Source organism: Streptomyces caeruleatus (genome assembly GCF_001514235.1).
Lineage (GTDB): Bacteria > Actinomycetota > Actinomycetes > Streptomycetales > Streptomycetaceae > Streptomyces > Streptomyces caeruleatus.
In genome coordinates this window covers 397596-413623 of record NZ_KQ948928.1, presented here as the reverse complement: position 1 = coordinate 413623, position 16028 = coordinate 397596, and the positions used below count along the sequence as shown (strand labels likewise).

Sequence of the window (16028 nt, the reverse complement as noted above, 5' to 3'; positions counted from 1 at the left end):
GCCCGCGCCTGCCCCGGCGGCAGCGTCACGGCAACGGCTGTTCCGTCCAGATGATCTTGCCGTTGGGGGTGTACCGCGTTCCCCAGCGCTCGGTGAGCTGGGCGACCAGGAACAGGCCCCGGCCGCCCTCGTCCGTGCTGCGTGCGCGGCGCAGCCGGGGGGAGGTGCCGCTGCCGTCGGAGACCTCGCAGATCAGGGCGCGGTCGCGGAGCAGACGGAGCTGGACGGGGCCGGTGGCGTGGCGGATGGCGTTGGTGACGAGTTCGCTGGCGATGAGTTCGGTGGTGAAGGCCAGTTCGTCGAGGCCCCAGGCGGCGAGCTGTTCGGTGACCACGGCGCGGCAGCGGGAGACGACCGCCGGGTCGCTGGGCAGGTCCCACTGGGCCACGTGGTCGGCGCCCAGGGTGTGGGTGCGGGCGACGAGGAGGGCGACGTCGTCACCGGGGCGGGCCGGGAGGAGGGCGTCGAGGACGGCCTCGCAGGTCTCCTCGGGAGGGCGGTCGGCCCGGGCCAGGACCGTCCGGAGCCGGTCGAGTCCGGCGTCGATGTCACGGTGGCGGTCCTCGACCAGCCCGTCGGTGTACAGCACGAGCTGGCTGCCCTCGGCCAGTTCCAGCTCGGCCGTCTCGAAGGGCAGGCCGCCCAGACCGAGGGGCGGGCCGGAGGGCAGGTCGAGGAACTCGACGGTGCCGTCGGGCGCGACGAGCGCGGGCAGGGGGTGCCCGGCGCGGGTGAGGGTGCAGCGCCGGGACACCGGATCGTAGACGGCGAAGAGACAGGTGGCTCCGACGATGCCGGAGTCGGGCGTGCCCTCCGCCGCCCAGCCCTCGCCCCGGTCGAGCCGGCCGACCAGGTCGTCGAGGTGGGTGAGGAGATCGTCGGGCGACAGGTCGAGCGAGCAGAAGTTGTGCACGGCGGTGCGCAGCCGGCCCATCGTGGCGGCGGCGTGCAGACCGTGCCCGACGACGTCGCCCACGACCAGCGCGACACGGGCGCCGGACAGCGGGATGACGTCGAACCAGTCGCCGCCGACGCCGGCCTGCGCGGGCAGATAGCGGTAGGCGACCTCGACGGCGCTCTGTTCGGAACGGCCCCGGGGCAGCAGACTGCGCTGCAGGGCGAGTGCCGTGTTGTGCTCGCGCGTGTAGCGGCGGGCGTTGTCGATGCAGATCGCAGCGCGGCCGGCCAGTTCCTGGGCGAGGGAGAGGTCGTCGTCCTCGAAGGAGGCGGGTCGCAGGGAACGGTAGAAGCTGACCACGCCGAGGGTCGTGCCCCGCGCCCGCAGCGGCACGGTGATCAGGGAGTGGATCCCGGACGCGAGCACCCCCTCCAGCCGTTCGGGGTCCTGCGCGAGCCAGCCGCCCGCCTCGGACAGGACGGGTTCCAGCACGGACTGCCTGGTCTCCAGGGAGCGGGCCTGCGGCGTGGACGGCACGTACTCGACGGGGTCGCCGACGTCGTACAGATGGTGGGGATCCTTGCGTTCGGCGCGGAGGGCCACCCGGCGCAGCGCGGTCCGGCCGCCGAGCGCCTCCGGTTCCTCGCCGCGCAGCACCGAGTCGGGCAGGTCGACGGCGACGAAGTCGGCGAACCGGGGGACGGTCACCTCGGCGAGTTCCTCGGCGGTGCGGGTGACGTCCAGGGTGGTGCCGATCCGCACGCTCGCGTCGTGCAGCAACTGCAGGCGCCGCCGCGCCAGCACGGCCAGCCGGCCCACCCCGGGCTCGCCGACGAGCAGCAGCCGGCCTTCGCCACCCTGACCGTCCGGGCGGGGCGGGTCGGGTGCCTGCGGCTCGGCGGCGACGATGCGCGGGCCGTCCGCGCTTCCGCCGGCGTCAGGCTCGGACCCGGCGGGGTACGGCTGGGGTGCGGAGGGCGACGGCACGACGGAGCGCCGGGCAGTGGGCGGGGCGGTGGGGGGCGGCGTGGGCGTGCTCCGCGGCAAAGTGTCGCGCACGGAGGGGGAGGCCGGAGTCCGTACGGCGGAGGCGAGCGGGGCCGTCTGCGTGACCGACGGCGACGGCGACGGCGCGACATGGCGCAGGCGAGGGCCGCCGAGGACCCGGGCCTCGACCGCCACGCCGGCCTCCCCGTCCTCGCCCGTGACCTGGCGGCGCAACAGGGTGGCGGTGCGGCCGCTGGGCAGGGCGACCTCGTCGAGGGTGCGGTGCGGCGAGGCGATGAGTTCCTCGGCCCGCTCCCGCAGCACGACCAGATCGAGCCGGGGCAGGGCGCCGACGCCCCCGTCCGGGCCGGGCGGCAGACCCTCGGGCTGCTTCGGCCAGGCCTCCGGGTGGCCGCCGGCCCGCCGGTACGCGGCGAGCAGCGCGCGCTCACGACGGGTGGCCTGGTCCAGCAGCCGGGCCTCGATGCTCCGGGCGGCCTCCCGCACCATCCGCATCATGGCCGGATCGCCCTGGTCGCGCAGACAGGTGAGGTCGAGGACCGCCTCGATACGGCCGCTGAGCGGATCACGGACGGGTGCGCCCGCGCAGGCGAAGTGCTGCAGACAGTCGGCGAAGTGCTCGCGGCCGGCGACGTAGACGGGGCCGCGCTCGGCCAGCGCGGTGCCGACACCGTTGGTGCCCACGACCGGTTCCGAGGCGTCGAAGCCGGGGGCGAACTGCACTTCGTCGAGGCGCTCGCGCAGCCGTGGGGCGCCGCCGAGCCGCTGCACCATGCGGCCCTGTCCGTCGCAGAGCGCGACCGCCATGCCCACGTCGGCGAGGGAGGCGATCAGACTCTCCAGGACCGGGTCGGCGGCGCGCAGGAAACGGTCGTCCAGCCTCACCTCCGCGCTGTAGGGGACCAGCAGCCGACGCGGCTCCAGCCCCGCGGAGCGGCAGCGCTTCCAGGAGTCGAGCACGCAGGACCTGACGTCCGACTCGATGAGGGAGCCGGCCAGGAAACGTTCATGGGCATCGACGAGGCCGCCGATGTCGTCCCAGGCGACGGACAACCGGATCACTTCCTCACCCGAGGCCGCCCCTGCCACGCACCGCCACTCGGCCGACGGACCGGCGGAGGCCTCCAGGCGATATCACCCTAGACCTGCGCGATGCGCTCCACAATAGGATGTTTCCGGCACCCGACCGCACCCCACCGTGCGCGTCCGCGGGCGCCAGCCGAGCGATACTTGGCCCATGCGGTTCCCGCGGGACGCTGCCCGTGTCACCGCCGGGCTGGCCCTGGCGGTCGCCGTCGGCTGCACCGGAGGCGGCGACGACGAGGCGGCGCGTACGGACCCGCCGGCCTCCACACGAGCGGGCGACGCGACCCCCGGCGCGGCCAGCGCGACGCCGGCCCTCACACCCACACCCACACCCACACCCGCCGACCCCGTCTCCCTCCCGGCCCTGATCCACCGCGCGCACCACGGTTCCGGCCTCCGCCTCGGCGCCGTACGCCTGCGTACCGACGCCTACACGCAGTACGCCGTCACGTACCGGTCCAACGGGCTGACCGTCTCGGGGATCATGAACGTCCCCCGCGGCGAGGGCCCCTTCCCGGCGCTGGTCCTGGCGCACGGCTATATCGACCCGGACGTGTACACGACCGGCCGCGGCATGCCCAGGGAGCAGGACCTGCTCGCCCGCAACGGCTATGTCGTCCTGCACACCGACTACCGCGACCACGCCGGGTCCGACGACGACCCGGACAACGACGTCAACCTGCGGCTCGGTTACACGGAGGACGTCATCAACGCCGTACACGCCCTGCGGTCCGCCACCCGGCCGAACGTCGACGACGGACGGATCGGGCTGCTGGGGCGGTCGATGGGCGGTGGGGTCGTGTACAACGCGCTGGTCGTGGCGCCCGGCCTCGTCGACGCGGCCGTCGTCTTCGCGCCGGTCAGCTCGCGTCCGGAGGAGAACATCGACCGGTTCCAGCGGCCCGAAGGAGATCCGCTCGTCGACGAGATCGAGGCCGCGCACGGCACCCCGGAGGAGAACCCGGAGTTCTGGCGGCAGGTCTCGCCGGTCACGTATGTCGACCGGGTCACCGAGCCGTTGCTGGTCCATCACGGCACCGCCGACGACACCTGCCCCCTGGCCTGGTCGAAGGCGACCGTCGCCGCGTTCGAGGCGGCGGGCAAGGACGTGGAGCTGCGCACGTGGGCGGGCGAGGGGCACACCTTCGGGCCCCGGTGGCGGGAGTCGATGGACGTGACGCTGGCGTTCTTCGCGCGTCACCTGGGCTGAGCTCCCCCACCTGGGCTGAGTTCCCTCACCCGGGCCGAGTTCGCGCCTGTGACGCACCACGCAGGGCCGGTCGCAAATTTTTTCCCTCGGCGGTGATTGTTTCGCGCGCTCCGTCCGTACCTCCTGGAGTACTGAGCCGTTCGTCTCTGGAGGCACGATGCCCATCTCGCGCCGCATGGTAGGAACCGTCTTCGTGGGAGGCGCCCTCGTCCTGACCCTCTCCGCCCTCGCCTACCCCGCCATGCTGGGCGTGGAGACCACCTCCGCCAATCAGGACCGCGTCATCGCCAACACGCAGTACGGCCCGCTCACCGAGGCCGACCGGGACTTCGTGGTCAAGGTCCGCGCCGCAGGTCTCTGGGAGCACCCGCTGGGCATGATGGCCATGCAGCGCGGCACGACCCCGGAGATGAAGGAGGCCGGCGAGCACCTCGTCGTCGGACACGCCCGGCTGGACCTCGCCTGCCGCAAGCTCGCGTCCGAGCTCAACATCACGCTGCCCAACCAGGCGAGTCCGCAGCAGCAGCAGTTCGTGGCGACCGTGGACTCCAAGACCGGCAAGGAGTTCGACGCCACGGGTGTCGCGATCATGCGGGTGACGCACGGGCAGATCTTCCCGGCGATTGCGAAGATCCGGGGCACCACACAGAACACCCTGGTCCGTCAGCTGGCCGACCTGGCGAACGACACCGTGCTCGACCACATGACGGTCCTGGAGAAGACCGGCATGGTGAACTTCGACGCGAACAACTTCCAGCAGACCACCCCGCCGAAGCTCCCCAAGGAGCAGATGACCCCGCCCGCGCCCCAGCCGGGCTCCCCGGTCCTCACGCTCGCCATCCCCAAGGGCCTGGAGGACCTGAACACCGCGTCCCCGTCGGCGCTGCCGAGCGCGGACGTCAAGTGACGGCGGACGTCAGCTGACAGCAGGCAGTGGGCCGCCGGATCAGCCGGTCTTCCACCCCCACGGGGTGTCCAGCCGCTCCCACTCCGCGGCCCACTGCTCCAGCCTGCGGCGCTCCATCCCCAGCCGTACCACCCAGGCGGACCCCAGCACGAGACCGGCGGTGCCCGCGCCGGCCAGGATGCCTCCGGCGATCGAGTGCAGCGCCATCTCGCCCTCGGAGAGCGGCTCGTTGGCGATGACGCCATGGCGGTCCGCCCACACCTCGACCTTGCTGCCCGCGTGCGTGCTGGGCGGCACGCGTGCCTCGTCCGTGTGGGTCGTGCCGTCCGGGTCCGTCCAGCGGACGGTGGACCACACGAGATGGTCGGTGGTGACCCGCGAGGCCCCGGGGTCCTCGGCTTCCTTCACGAGGACGGCCGTCACCTTGTGACTTCGGGCCCGCTGCTCCTGCGCGGAGGCGGTCACCGCTTCGGCCGCCGCCAGGCCCGCGAACACGGCACCGACCAGCGCCAACAGCCATGCGCACAGCACGACCCAGGCCTCGATGACGTCGCTGCGCCGCCTCAGCGGGCTGCGCCGCCACCGCCACAGCCGCACCCTCGGGCACTCAGACGCAGCCATGCCGACACCCCCTTGAGCACCGACAGCACACTTCCAGTGTGCGCCCACCCGCCGTCGGGCGCGCGCGCTTCCGGTCATGGAATTCCCGCACCATTGAATGAAGTATTCAGCATCCCTAGCATCTCCCGATGGATACATTCATCCGACCCTCGGGAGGACCCGTGCTTCCTGCGCTGCCCGTGCTGCGAGTCGTCCGTGCCAGACGTACCCGCCGCCCGCTGATACCGGCCGCCGCCGCCCTGCTGCTGACCCTCGGCCTCACCGCCCCGGCCACGGCCGCCACCGCACCGGAGCCCCGCAGCCGGGTTCCGCAGGTGTGGCCGACGCCGAAGAGCGTGCACGCGGGCCCGGGGCGGCTCACCGTGCCGGACCGGGTCGTCGAGGTCGTCGGCCCGCGCACCGACCCCGCCGCCCGACGCCTGGTCGAGTCCGTCCTGCGCGAGGCCGGCGCCGAGCACATCGTCACGGTGCCGGCGGGCGAGCGGCCGCCCGCCTCCGGCCTCACGGTGTACGTCGGCGGTCCCGCCGAGAACGCCGCCACCGCGGCGGCCCTGAGGGACCTGCGCGCCAAGTCCCCGGCCGGCCTGCCCTCCGGCGGCTACGCCCTGGCCGCCGGACGCTCCCACGGCCGCGCCCTCCTCGCCCTCTCCGGCACCGACACCACCGGCACGTTCTACGCGGCCCAGACCCTGCGCCAGCTCGTCACCGGCGACCGGATGCCCACCGTGACCGTCCGCGACTGGCCCACCGCCGGCCTGCGCGGCGTCATCGAGGGCTTCTACGGCACCCCCTGGTCGCACGCCGAACGCCTCGCCCAGCTGGACTTCTACGGCCGTACGAAACAGAACGTCTACGTCTACTCCCCCAAGGACGACGACTACCTCCGCGCCCGCTGGCGCGAGCCGTACCCGCCCGCCGAACTGGCGCGGCTGAGGGAACTGGTCGACCGCGCCCGCGCCAACCACGTCCGCTTCACCTACGCCCTCTCCCCCGGCCTGTCCGTCTGCTACTCCTCCGACGCCGACGTCAAGGCGCTCACCGCCAAGTTCGACTCGCTGTACGACATCGGCGTGCGCTCCTTCGCGATCCCGCTGGACGACATCAGCTACACGAAGTGGAACTGCGCGGCCGACGAGGCGGAGTTCGGCACGGGCGGCGGTGCGGCGGGCGCCGCGCAGGCGCATCTGCTCAACACGGTGTGGCGGGACTTCTCCGCCGGGCACCCGGACCTGAAGCCCTTGGAAATGGTCCCCACCGAGTACTCCGACCTCGCCGACTCCCCCTACAAGAAGGCGCTGCGGGAGAAGCTCGACCTGTCCGTGGTCGTCGAGTGGACCGGCGTCGGTGTGATCGCGCCGACCATCACCGCCGAGCAGGTGCAGCAGGCACGTGAGGTGTACGGCCACCCGATCCTGGTCTGGGACAACTACCCGGTCAACGACTACGTGACCAGCCGTCTGCTGCTCGGCCCCTACACCGGCCGCGAGCCCGGCGTGGCGAGCGCCTCGACCGGGGTGACCGCCAACCCGATGGTGCAGGGAGAGGCGAGCCGGATCGCCCTGTTCACCTCGGCGGCCTATCTGTGGAACCCGGACGCGTACGACCCCCGGGCCGCCTTCCTCGCCTCCGTACGGGACCTCGCCGGCCCCGGCGCCGCCCCCTGGCTGCGGATCTTCGCCGAGAACAGCTACTCCTCCCAGCTCGACCCCACCGAGTCCCCGACGCTCACCCCTCTGATCGCCGCCTTCCACAAGGCCTACGAGCAGGACAGCGGCCTCGACCGGGCCGCCGCCGCGCTCAGGGGCTACTTCGCCGACATGGCCGCCACCCCGGACCGGTTGCGCGCCCGGCTCGACAACCCCGGGTTCCTCGACGAGACCTCGGCCTGGCTGGACAAGCTCGGCCGCTACGGCAGCGCGGGCGAGACCGCCGTGGACCTGCTGCTGGCGCACAAGGACGGGGACGCGGAAGCCGTCACCCGGTACTGGGCCGGACTGAGGGCCGAGCGCAAGGCGCTGGACGCCGTGCCCGAGCAGGTCTCGCCGGGTGTGATGGACCAGTTCCTCTACAGGACGATGCTGCAGACCGCCCCCGACCCCGGCGTCGACGCCTCCTTCTCCCCCGACGCGCTGTCCCTGCGGCCCGGGGCCTCCGCCACGGTCACCCTGGACCTCTCCGACGCGCGGGGCGAGACCGCCCGCTGGAAGCTGGACGTGCCCGAGGGCGTCACCGCCACGCCCGCCGAGGGCACGGTCACCGGCCCGGCATCGGTCACGGTCACCCTCACCGCCGACGCCACCGCCACCGAAGGCGTCCGCTCGGTCGTCGTCTCGGGCGCGGGGCTCCTCGACCGCGCGCTCCCCGTCCAGGTCACCGACGGCGGCGGCACGCCGCGAGCGCTGACAGCCAACTTCAGCGGCGCGTCGGTCAGTTCCATCGACCTGTCCTCCGGGACGACCGAGAACATCGCGGTCGGCGCCAACCCGGGCGAAGTCGTCGTGAGCGCCGACGGCCGTACCGCGTACGTCGCGAACCAGGGCTCGAACACGGTCAGCGTGCTCGACGTGGCGCGCGGCACCGTCACCGCCACGGTCGCCGTCGGCCGGGTCCCCGCCGGTCTCGCGCTCACCCCGGACGGCGGCACGCTGTGGGTGGCCAACTACACGGACGGCACGGTGCAGCCCGTGGGCACCGGCACGCTCAGGGCGGGCGCTCCCGTCCGGGTCGGCGACGGGCCGGAGAACATGGCCGTCACGCCGGACGGCAGGACGCTGTACGTGGCCAACATCCACGACAACACGGTCAGCCCCGTCGACCTCGCCACCGGCACCGTCAGCGACCCCGTCGCGGTCGGCCCGCGGCCCTTCAACGTCGTCGCCGCGCCCGACGGGAAGACGGTGTACGTGTCCAACTCCGGTGGCTCGACGGTGACTCCGATCGACACGGCGACCAACGACACCGAGCCGACGCTGCTGGTCACCGGCCAGGCGTACGGCCTCGGGCTGTCCCCGGACGGCCGGACGCTGTGGGTCAGCCCCAGCGCCGGGGACCGGGTCACCCCCGTCGACACGGTGACCGGCGCGCCCGGCGCCGAGGTCACGGTAGGGAGGTCCGCCTTCGACGTCGGCCTGGACTGGGACGGCGGTACGGCCTACGTCACCACGGCGGACGGAAACGGCCTGGTGCCGGTCGACACCGCGTCGGGCAGGGCCGGGTCCCCGCTCGCGACCGGCGCGTATCCGCTGGCCGTCGCGCTGACGCCGGTACCCGTGGAGTGATCAGCTCGCGGTGCGCCGGATCCGTCCGGCGTACCGCTTCTCCAGTTCCAGGTTGCCCTCGAAACCGCCGGGCACATTGGCGGAGACGTACACGGGCGGTCGCTCCCCGGCGGCCAGGAGCAGGCCCGAGGCCTCCGCGACGGCCATCTGCACCAGCATCACGCCGGTGAGCGTGGACAGGGCGCACACCGCGCCGCCGCCGGGCAGCTCCAGCAGCGCGTCGCCGGGCGGGGCCGCGTTGTCGAGGACGACGTCCGCGAGGTCGGCGAGCTTCTTGCCGCTGGCGTGTCCCGCGGGGACGGCCCGGGTGTGGGCGAGGGAGGTGAGGGCGAGGATCCGGTGGCCCCGCTCCTTGGCGTGCAGGGCCATCTCGACGATGACGTTGTTGACGCCGGAGTTGGAGATGATGACGAAGAGGTCCTGGCGGTGCGGGGCGGCCAGGTCGTAGAGGCGGGCGGCGACGCCGGGCTCGCGCTCCAGGAGCGGGTCGTCGAGGACGCTCGGCGCGTCACCGCCGTACAGGACGAGGTCGGCGATACCGATCCGGTTGGTGGGGACCAACCCGCCCGCCCGGCCCGCGACTTCGAGGACCATCGCCTGGGAGTGGCCGGTGCCGAAGGCCTGGATCACACCGTCCGTGCGGACGCACTCGGCGATGAGTTCGGCGGCGCGGGCCACGTCCTCGCGGGCGGACTCGGTCAGGCGGTCGAGGACGGCCATGCCCTCGCGCGCGAAGCGCCGGGCGCTCACAGACTCGTCGGACACGGGTCACTCCCCACTGACGGCCCACTGAGGGGTCTGACGGTTTGAGCCTGATGGAGTCCAATGGATGGAAATGATGGATTGAACCACCCTGGACTCCTGCATCGATGAATCAATAAATCACACACCGAGCGGTACGGGCAATGAGCCCTCCCGGCCGCTCCTGGTCCGGTCCTGGTATTCAATCTGCGGCGCAAACGGTGGCTGGTACCTTCTCCCCATGCCCCCGACGGACGTCACCACACTGATCCGCACCGAACTGCCCCGGCTGGCCGGATCCCTGCGCAAGGTAGGCGAGCTGATCCTGGAGGATCCAGCCGCCGTCACCCACTGCTCGGCCGCCGAACTGGGCCGCCGCACCGGCACCTCCCAGGCCACGGTGACCCGGTTCTGCCGGGCCATCGGGCTCGACTCCTACCAGCATCTGCTGATCGAGCTGGCCCAGGAGCGCGGCCGGGGCGAGGTCTCCGACTGGGGCAGCGCCGAGATCGGCCCCGACATCTCGCCGGACGACAGCCTGGAGCGGGTCGTCCAGGTCGTCGGCAGCGCGGATCTGCGCGCGATCCAGCAGACCATAGAGCGGATCGACCTCGACGCCCTCGAACGCGCCGCCCAGGCCCTGGCCCGCGCCCGCCGTATCGACGTGTACGGCGTCGGTGGCAGCGGCGCGGTGGCCCAGGAGACGGAGACCCGGCTGTTCCGCATCGGCTGCCAGGTCCGCGGCTGGACCGAGGTGCACGGCGCGGCCACCTCCGCGGCCCTGCTCACCCCGGCCGACGTGGCCATCGGCATCTCCCACTCCGGGGCCACCCGCGAGACCCTCGAACCGTTCGAGATGGCCAAGGAGCGGGGCGCCACCACCATCGCCATCACCACCGACCCGCGTTCCCCGCTGGCCAAGGCCGCCGACATCCGGCTCATCTCGGCCACCTCGGAGACCAGCTTCCGCACCGGCAGCATCGGCGGCCGGCACTCCGTGCTGATGATCGTCGACTGTCTCTACGTCCGGGTCGGCCAGGTCTCCTACCAGCGCGCCAGCGCCTCGCTCGCCCTGACAGACCACATCACCCCGCGGCATGCGGTGAAGAACCGCCGGACTCGCTGAACCCGCCCGGGACGGTATGGATCAACCACCTGATTACCTTGAGAGTGGTTGTTTGAATCATCCCGTTGCGCCAGGATGGGGCTCCCCACGAGCACTCGTAGGAGCCCCATGCGCGTCATCTCTGTCGAGTCGACCGAGCTCTTCGTCGGTTCCGAGGACCATCCGCTGCAGGTGGTGGCCGTGGAGATCGGCGAGGCCCCCGGCCGCACGGTCCGCCTCACCGTCGAGGGCCCGGGTGTGCACGGCACCGCCGAGGCGACCGCGGGGGACGACGGCACCGTACGCGCCGAGATACCGGTGACGACCGACCTGGCCCCCGGCGACCGTACGCACATCAGGGTCACGGCCGAGGACGCCGGCGACCCGGCCCGCAGGGCGGAGCAGTCCGCCGCGTTCACGGCCGCCGAGCCCGGCTGGACCATGTTCATGGTCAGCCACTTCCACTACGACCCGGTCTGGTGGAACACCCAGGCCGCCTACACCGAGACCTGGGACGTCGCCGACGACCCCGCCGGCACCGGACTGCCCGCCCGCACCTTCGACTCGCGCGGCCAGTCCGGGATGAGCCTGGTCCGCGCGCACTGCGACCTGGCGCGGCGCGACCCGGCGTACACCTTCGTGCTCGCGGAGGTCGACTACCTCAAGCCCTACTGGGACGCCTTCCCGGAGGAGCGCGCGTTCCTGCGCCAGCTGATCCGCACCGGCCGCGTCGAGATCATGGGCGGCACCTACAACGAGCCGAACACCAACCTCACCGGCGCCGAGGCGACCGTACGCAACGCCCTGTACGGCGACGGCTTCCAGCGCGGGATCATCGGGGCGTCCCCGGAGACGGCCTGGCAGCTGGACGCGTTCGGGCACGACCCGCAGTTCCCCGGGCTGATGGCGGACGCCGGGGTCAGCTCCAGTTCCTGGGCGCGCGGGCCGTTCCACCAGTGGGGGCCGACCCTCTCCGTGTTCGGCGAGGAGCCGCGCGATGCGAACCGGATGCAGTTCCCGGCGGAGTTCAGCTGGATCGCCCCGTCCGGGCGCGGGCTGCTGACCGCGTACATGGTCAACCACTACGGCGCCGGCTGGGCGATCGACAACGCGCCCACCCTGCCGGAAGCGGAGGCGGCCGCGTTCAAGCTGTTCAAGGGGCTCAAGCAGGTCGCGCTCACCCGTAACGTCCTGCTGCCCGTCGGTGGTGACTACGCGCCGCCGTGCCGCTGGGTGATGGGCATCCACCGGGACTGGAACGACCGTTACGTCTGGCCGCGCTTCGTCAGCGGAATCCCGAGGGACTTCTTCGCCGCCGTGCGCGCCGAGCTGGACGCCGAAGGCCGCATGGCCTCCCCGCAGACGCGGGACATGAACCCGGTCTACACCGGCAAGGACGTCTCCTACATCGACACCAAGCAGGCCCAGCGCCACGGCGAGACGCTCCTCGCCGACGCGGAGGCCTGGGCGACGCTCGCCTCGCTGGTGACCGGGCACCCGTATCCCGACGCGGCGCTCGACAAGGCGTGGCGGCAGCTGATCTACGGCGCCCACCACGACGCCATCACCGGCTCGGAGTCCGACCAGGTCTACATCGACCTGCTCACCGGCTGGCGGGAGCTGTACGACCTGGCCGGGACGGTACACGCCGACGCGACCGACGCCCTGGCGAGCAGGGTCGCCCAACTTCCGGGCGGCACACCGGACTTGGTGGTCTTCAACGCGGCGACCTGGGAGCGCCGGGACGTGCTGGCGGTGGCGGACCCCGGTCTCGTCCCGCTGGACGACACCGGTCTGCCCCTGCCCGCCGTACGGGAGGACGGCGAACTCCGGGTCGTCGTCCCGGAGGTGCCCGGCATGGGTCTCAAGGCGCTCCCGCTCACCGACGGGACGGTCCCCGGGTGGACGCGCGGCGAGGGCACGACGATCCGCAACGAGTTCTACGAGGTAACGGTCGATCCCGCGCGCGGCGGCGCCGTCAGCGGCCTGCGGGCCCTGACGGAGGGCGGCCGGGAGCTCCTGCGCCCCGGTGACATCGGCAACGAGCTGGTCGTCCAGGAGGAGTACCCGAGGCACCCGCGCTTCGGCGAGGGCCCCTGGCACCTCACGCCGACCGGCACGACCGCCGCCCGCGGCCGGGACGTCACGGCGGACGTCCACGTCGAGCACTCCCCCGCCGGCTCCCGGATCACCGTCCGCGCCGACCTCGGCCTCTTCCGCTACACCCAGCGCCTGACGCTCTGGAAGGGCGTCGACCGCCTCGACCTCACGACGACCGTCGACGGCTACGACGGCGCCGACCGCCTGATCCGGGTCCGCTGGCCCTCCGACGTGCGTGGCGGGCTGCCGGTCCACGAGGTGGCCGACGCGGTGATCGGGCGCGGGTTCGGGTTCGTGGAGGTGGACAGCGAGGAGTTCCCGTGGACGCTCGACAACCCGGCCAACACCTGGTTCGGGCTCGGCTCCACCGCCCGGGTCGCGGTCGAGGACGGCTCCGGCCGGCCGCTCGGCGAACGGTCCATCGGGGTCGCCGAGTTGGTGTACGCGTCCTGGGACGACGCCGGTGAGCTGGGCACGGCGCTCGCGGCGGCCCTGGTGCGCGTGGGCGTGACGGCGACCTCGACGATCGCCGGGGGCCCGCGCTACGGCGACCTTGAGGTCGACTCCAACCTGCCCGACATCCGGATCGCGGTGGGTGCCCCCGAGCGCAACGCGCTGGTCGCGGAGGCCCTCGGCTGGGACCCGGCGGCCGGCCGGGAACTGCGCCGACAGCTCGCCGAACGGGGAGTGGCGGCCGTCTGGGTCGCGCCGCGCGCCTCGCTGCGGGAGGAGTGGGTGCCCGGCGCCGACCTGCGCGACCTGGAGCGGCTGCCGCTGCTCGTGGTGGCGGGCGCCCGGCCCGAGGACGACGCCAAGGCCGTGGACGCGCTGATCGCCGACCTGGACGACGCGGTCCTGGGCGCCACGGCGGCGGGCGGCGGGGAGGCGCTGCCACCGGGGGACGCCTGGGACGGCCGTAGCTTCGCGGTCCTGAACCGTGGCACGCCCGGCTGTGTGGTGACCTCCTCCGGCGACCTCTACATGTCCCTCATGCGCTCCTGCACGGGCTGGCCGTCCGGCATCTGGGTCGACCCGCCCCGCCGCACGGCGCCCGACGGCTCCGCCTTCCAACTCCAGCGCTGGTCCCACACCTTCGAGTACGCCGTGGTCGCGGGCCCGGGCGACTGGCGCGAGCTGCGGCTGCCGCAGGCGGGACACGCCTTCAACCACCCCCTGACGGCCCGGCTGAGGCGGACGGCGGCCGAGGACGCCGCACTGCCGAGGAAGACGGCGCTGCTGGGCCTGGAGCCGGCCGGGGAGGTGCTGCTCGACGCGCTCAAGCCGGCCGGGTCGCCGCTCGCCCGGGGAAGCGTGGCTGCGGCGGACCCCGGACGCGGGGTCGTCATCCGGATGCACGAGGTGAACGGGCGGCCCGTGCGGGCGCGGGTGCGCGGGCCGCGGGAGTGGACGGACGGGGCGCGGGCGGACGTACTGGAGAGGCGCGGGGAGCCACTGCAACCCGCCGATCAGGGGGCCCTCGACCTGGACCTGACCGGCTTCGAAGTGGCGACCGTCCTGGCCACGACGGACGCGACGACGGCACCCGGCCAGGGCGTCGCCGCCCACGAGCCCGCCCAGCCCGTCCCCACCCGCTACTGGCTCCACAACTCCGGCCCCGCCCCACGCGGCAACATGCCGGTCGCGGTGTACGTCTCCCCGGCCACCCTCACCGTCTCCGACGGACCGGTCACGGCCACGCTCCGGATCTCCTCCGAGCTGACCGACACCCCCGTCTCGGGCACCGTGACCCTGCACGTCCCGCCCGGCTGGTCCGCCGAGCCCGCCGAGCTTCCGTACGCGCTCGCCCCCGGCGGGTTCACCCTCACCGAGGCCACGGTGACACCACCACCCGACCCCGAGCCGGGCCGCCACTGGCTCGCCGCCCGGCTGTCGTACGGCGGGCAGACGTACGAGGACGTGGTGGCACTGGATGTGCCGGACGGGCACAAGGGGCCAACTCTCCTGACAGAGCTGGGAGTCGAGCGCGTCAGCGTACGCCGCGGCGAACGGACCCGTGTCCCGGTGACCCTGCGCAATCCGACCCGAGGTCCGGTCAGCGGCACACTCTGGGCGGTCTCCTCATGGGGGACCTGGGCGGGCGTGACCCCCGGCTGCCAGGGCTTCACCGTCCCGGCCGGCGGGCAACTCGACCACGCCGTCGAGGTGGACGGCAGCGCGGTACCGCCGGGTTCGTACTGGCTGATGGCCAAGGTCGGCTGGCACGGGTGCGTCGCCTACACGGAGGCCGTCGTACTGGAGGTGACGGAATGACGAACCACGCCGCCCTCGTCCACGGCCGGCCGGTCCCCAAGGCCCACGTGGACGCCTTCCTCGAAGCAGTCCCGGCCCGCGACCCCGAGACCCGCCCCGAGTCCCTCGCCAGGGCCGAACGCCAGCGGCGACGCTGGGCAACCCAGGTCCTGGTGATCGACGAACTGGCCCAACAGGCATGCGCCGAGCAGGGGCTGGTTCCAAGACATAGCGCCCCGCACGAATGCGCCGACGGCCCTGCAACCCCCTCCAGGGGCGCGGGGCTGTATCGATATGCGGCTCCGCCGCGGGGCGCGACCAGCCACAACGGCGCCGCACCCGAAAACGCACCCCCCACCGCCCCACCCGCGGAGCGCACCGTAGCCGACCTGGGCAGCATCATCGCCGTCGCCCTCTCCCACTCCCCCGCCGCCCGCACCCTGCTGGCCCACCTGGAATCCGAGCAGCACATCCCCGAGGCGGCGATCCGGGACTACTACGACCGCAACCGCGACCGCTTCCTGACCCCCGGCGCGCTCAGACGCGGCGTCAACCCCTACGACCAGGCGGCCGTACCGGCGGACTTCCTGCCATATGACCGCGCCCGTGAGGACATCCAGGGCGAACTACGCCGCGCGGCAGCCCGCTGGGCGTTCTTCGGCTGGCTGGACCAGGCCCGCACCGGCGTGGAGTACGCCCCGGGCCACGAGCACCCCGGCGACCCGTCCCACCCGGACCACGAGCACCGGCACTGACCGAACGGAACGTAAAAGCAACCCGGCAACCCATTGACCTCCGATGAATTCTGGTCCACCTTTTCATCA

The 16028-nt window shown here is 73.0% G+C and carries 9 protein-coding genes; 6 read left to right on the top strand and 3 right to left on the bottom strand.

Going from position 1 to position 16028, the window contains the following annotated elements; translation table 11 throughout:
- Window positions 1-25: 25 nt before the first annotated feature.
- Entirely contained in the window at window positions 26-2968 is a 2943-nt protein-coding gene (locus tag AQJ67_RS17285) for a SpoIIE family protein phosphatase (RefSeq protein ID WP_062719655.1), read from the bottom strand.
- Window positions 2969-3143: 175 nt separating this feature from the next.
- On the opposite strand from AQJ67_RS17285, the gene AQJ67_RS17280 reads away from it, so the two are divergent.
- Together AQJ67_RS17280 and AQJ67_RS17275 are read left to right on the top strand one after the other, a co-directional pair.
- Window positions 3144-4202 carry an alpha/beta hydrolase family protein gene (locus AQJ67_RS17280; protein ID WP_062719654.1) on the top strand — a complete coding sequence of 353 codons (1059 nt, stop codon included), beginning with the start codon at window positions 3144-3146 and terminating at the stop codon, window positions 4200-4202.
- Window positions 4203-4359: 157 nt separating this feature from the next.
- On the top strand, window positions 4360-5109 hold the full coding sequence (locus AQJ67_RS17275; protein ID WP_062719653.1) for a DUF4142 domain-containing protein: 750 nt from the start codon (window positions 4360-4362) through the stop codon (window positions 5107-5109).
- A gap of 39 nt (window positions 5110-5148) precedes the next feature.
- On the opposite strand, the gene AQJ67_RS17270 is transcribed toward AQJ67_RS17275, so the two are convergent.
- Window positions 5149-5730, bottom strand: coding sequence for an Rv1733c family protein (locus tag AQJ67_RS17270; RefSeq protein WP_062719652.1), 582 nt, complete (start codon window positions 5728-5730; stop codon window positions 5149-5151).
- Between the two features lie 128 nt (window positions 5731-5858).
- On the opposite strand from AQJ67_RS17270, the gene AQJ67_RS17265 reads away from it, so the two are divergent.
- Entirely contained in the window at window positions 5859-9008 is a 3150-nt protein-coding gene (locus AQJ67_RS17265) for a beta-N-acetylglucosaminidase domain-containing protein (RefSeq protein WP_079056002.1), read from the top strand.
- Here the strand turns inward: AQJ67_RS17265 and AQJ67_RS17260 are convergent, their stop codons facing one another.
- The gene (locus tag AQJ67_RS17260; protein ID WP_062719651.1) at window positions 9009-9773 is read right to left on the bottom strand and encodes a sugar isomerase domain-containing protein; all 765 of its coding nucleotides are present in this window, start codon (window positions 9771-9773) and stop codon (window positions 9009-9011) included. It abuts the gene before it with no gap.
- A 217-nt stretch (window positions 9774-9990) separates the two neighbouring features.
- Between AQJ67_RS17260 and AQJ67_RS17255 the strand changes: the two genes are divergently transcribed.
- The 3 genes from AQJ67_RS17255 (at window position 9991) to AQJ67_RS17245 (ending at window position 15959) form a co-directional block, all read left to right on the top strand.
- Complete coding sequence (locus AQJ67_RS17255) at window positions 9991-10875, top strand: MurR/RpiR family transcriptional regulator (RefSeq protein WP_062719650.1); 885 nt, start codon at window positions 9991-9993, stop codon at window positions 10873-10875.
- Between the two features lie 108 nt (window positions 10876-10983).
- A complete protein-coding gene (locus AQJ67_RS17250) occupies window positions 10984-15225 on the top strand; it encodes a glycoside hydrolase family 38 N-terminal domain-containing protein (RefSeq protein ID WP_062719649.1) in 4242 nt (1413 codons plus the stop codon).
- Window positions 15222-15959, top strand: coding sequence for a hypothetical protein (locus AQJ67_RS17245; protein WP_062719648.1), 738 nt, complete (start codon window positions 15222-15224; stop codon window positions 15957-15959). The genes AQJ67_RS17250 and AQJ67_RS17245 overlap by 4 nt, the downstream gene beginning before the upstream one ends.
- Window positions 15960-16028 lie beyond the last annotated feature (69 nt).

What these genes read in the sequence shown, in the direction of transcription:
- AQJ67_RS17280 (WP_062719654.1), top strand. Translation starts at nt 3,144, where the DNA reads ATGCGGTTCCCGCGGGACGCTGCCCGTGTCACCGCCGGGCTGGCCCTG.
- AQJ67_RS17275 (WP_062719653.1), top strand. Translation starts at nt 4,360, where the DNA reads ATGCCCATCTCGCGCCGCATGGTAGGAACCGTCTTCGTGGGAGGCGCC.
- AQJ67_RS17270 (WP_062719652.1), bottom strand. Translation starts at nt 5,730, where the DNA reads ATGGCTGCGTCTGAGTGCCCGAGGGTGCGGCTGTGGCGGTGGCGGCGC.
- AQJ67_RS17265 (WP_079056002.1), top strand. Translation starts at nt 5,859, where the DNA reads ATGGATACATTCATCCGACCCTCGGGAGGACCCGTGCTTCCTGCGCTG.
- AQJ67_RS17255 (WP_062719650.1), top strand. Translation starts at nt 9,991, where the DNA reads ATGCCCCCGACGGACGTCACCACACTGATCCGCACCGAACTGCCCCGG.
- AQJ67_RS17250 (WP_062719649.1), top strand. Translation starts at nt 10,984, where the DNA reads ATGCGCGTCATCTCTGTCGAGTCGACCGAGCTCTTCGTCGGTTCCGAG.
- AQJ67_RS17245 (WP_062719648.1), top strand. Translation starts at nt 15,222, where the DNA reads ATGACGAACCACGCCGCCCTCGTCCACGGCCGGCCGGTCCCCAAGGCC.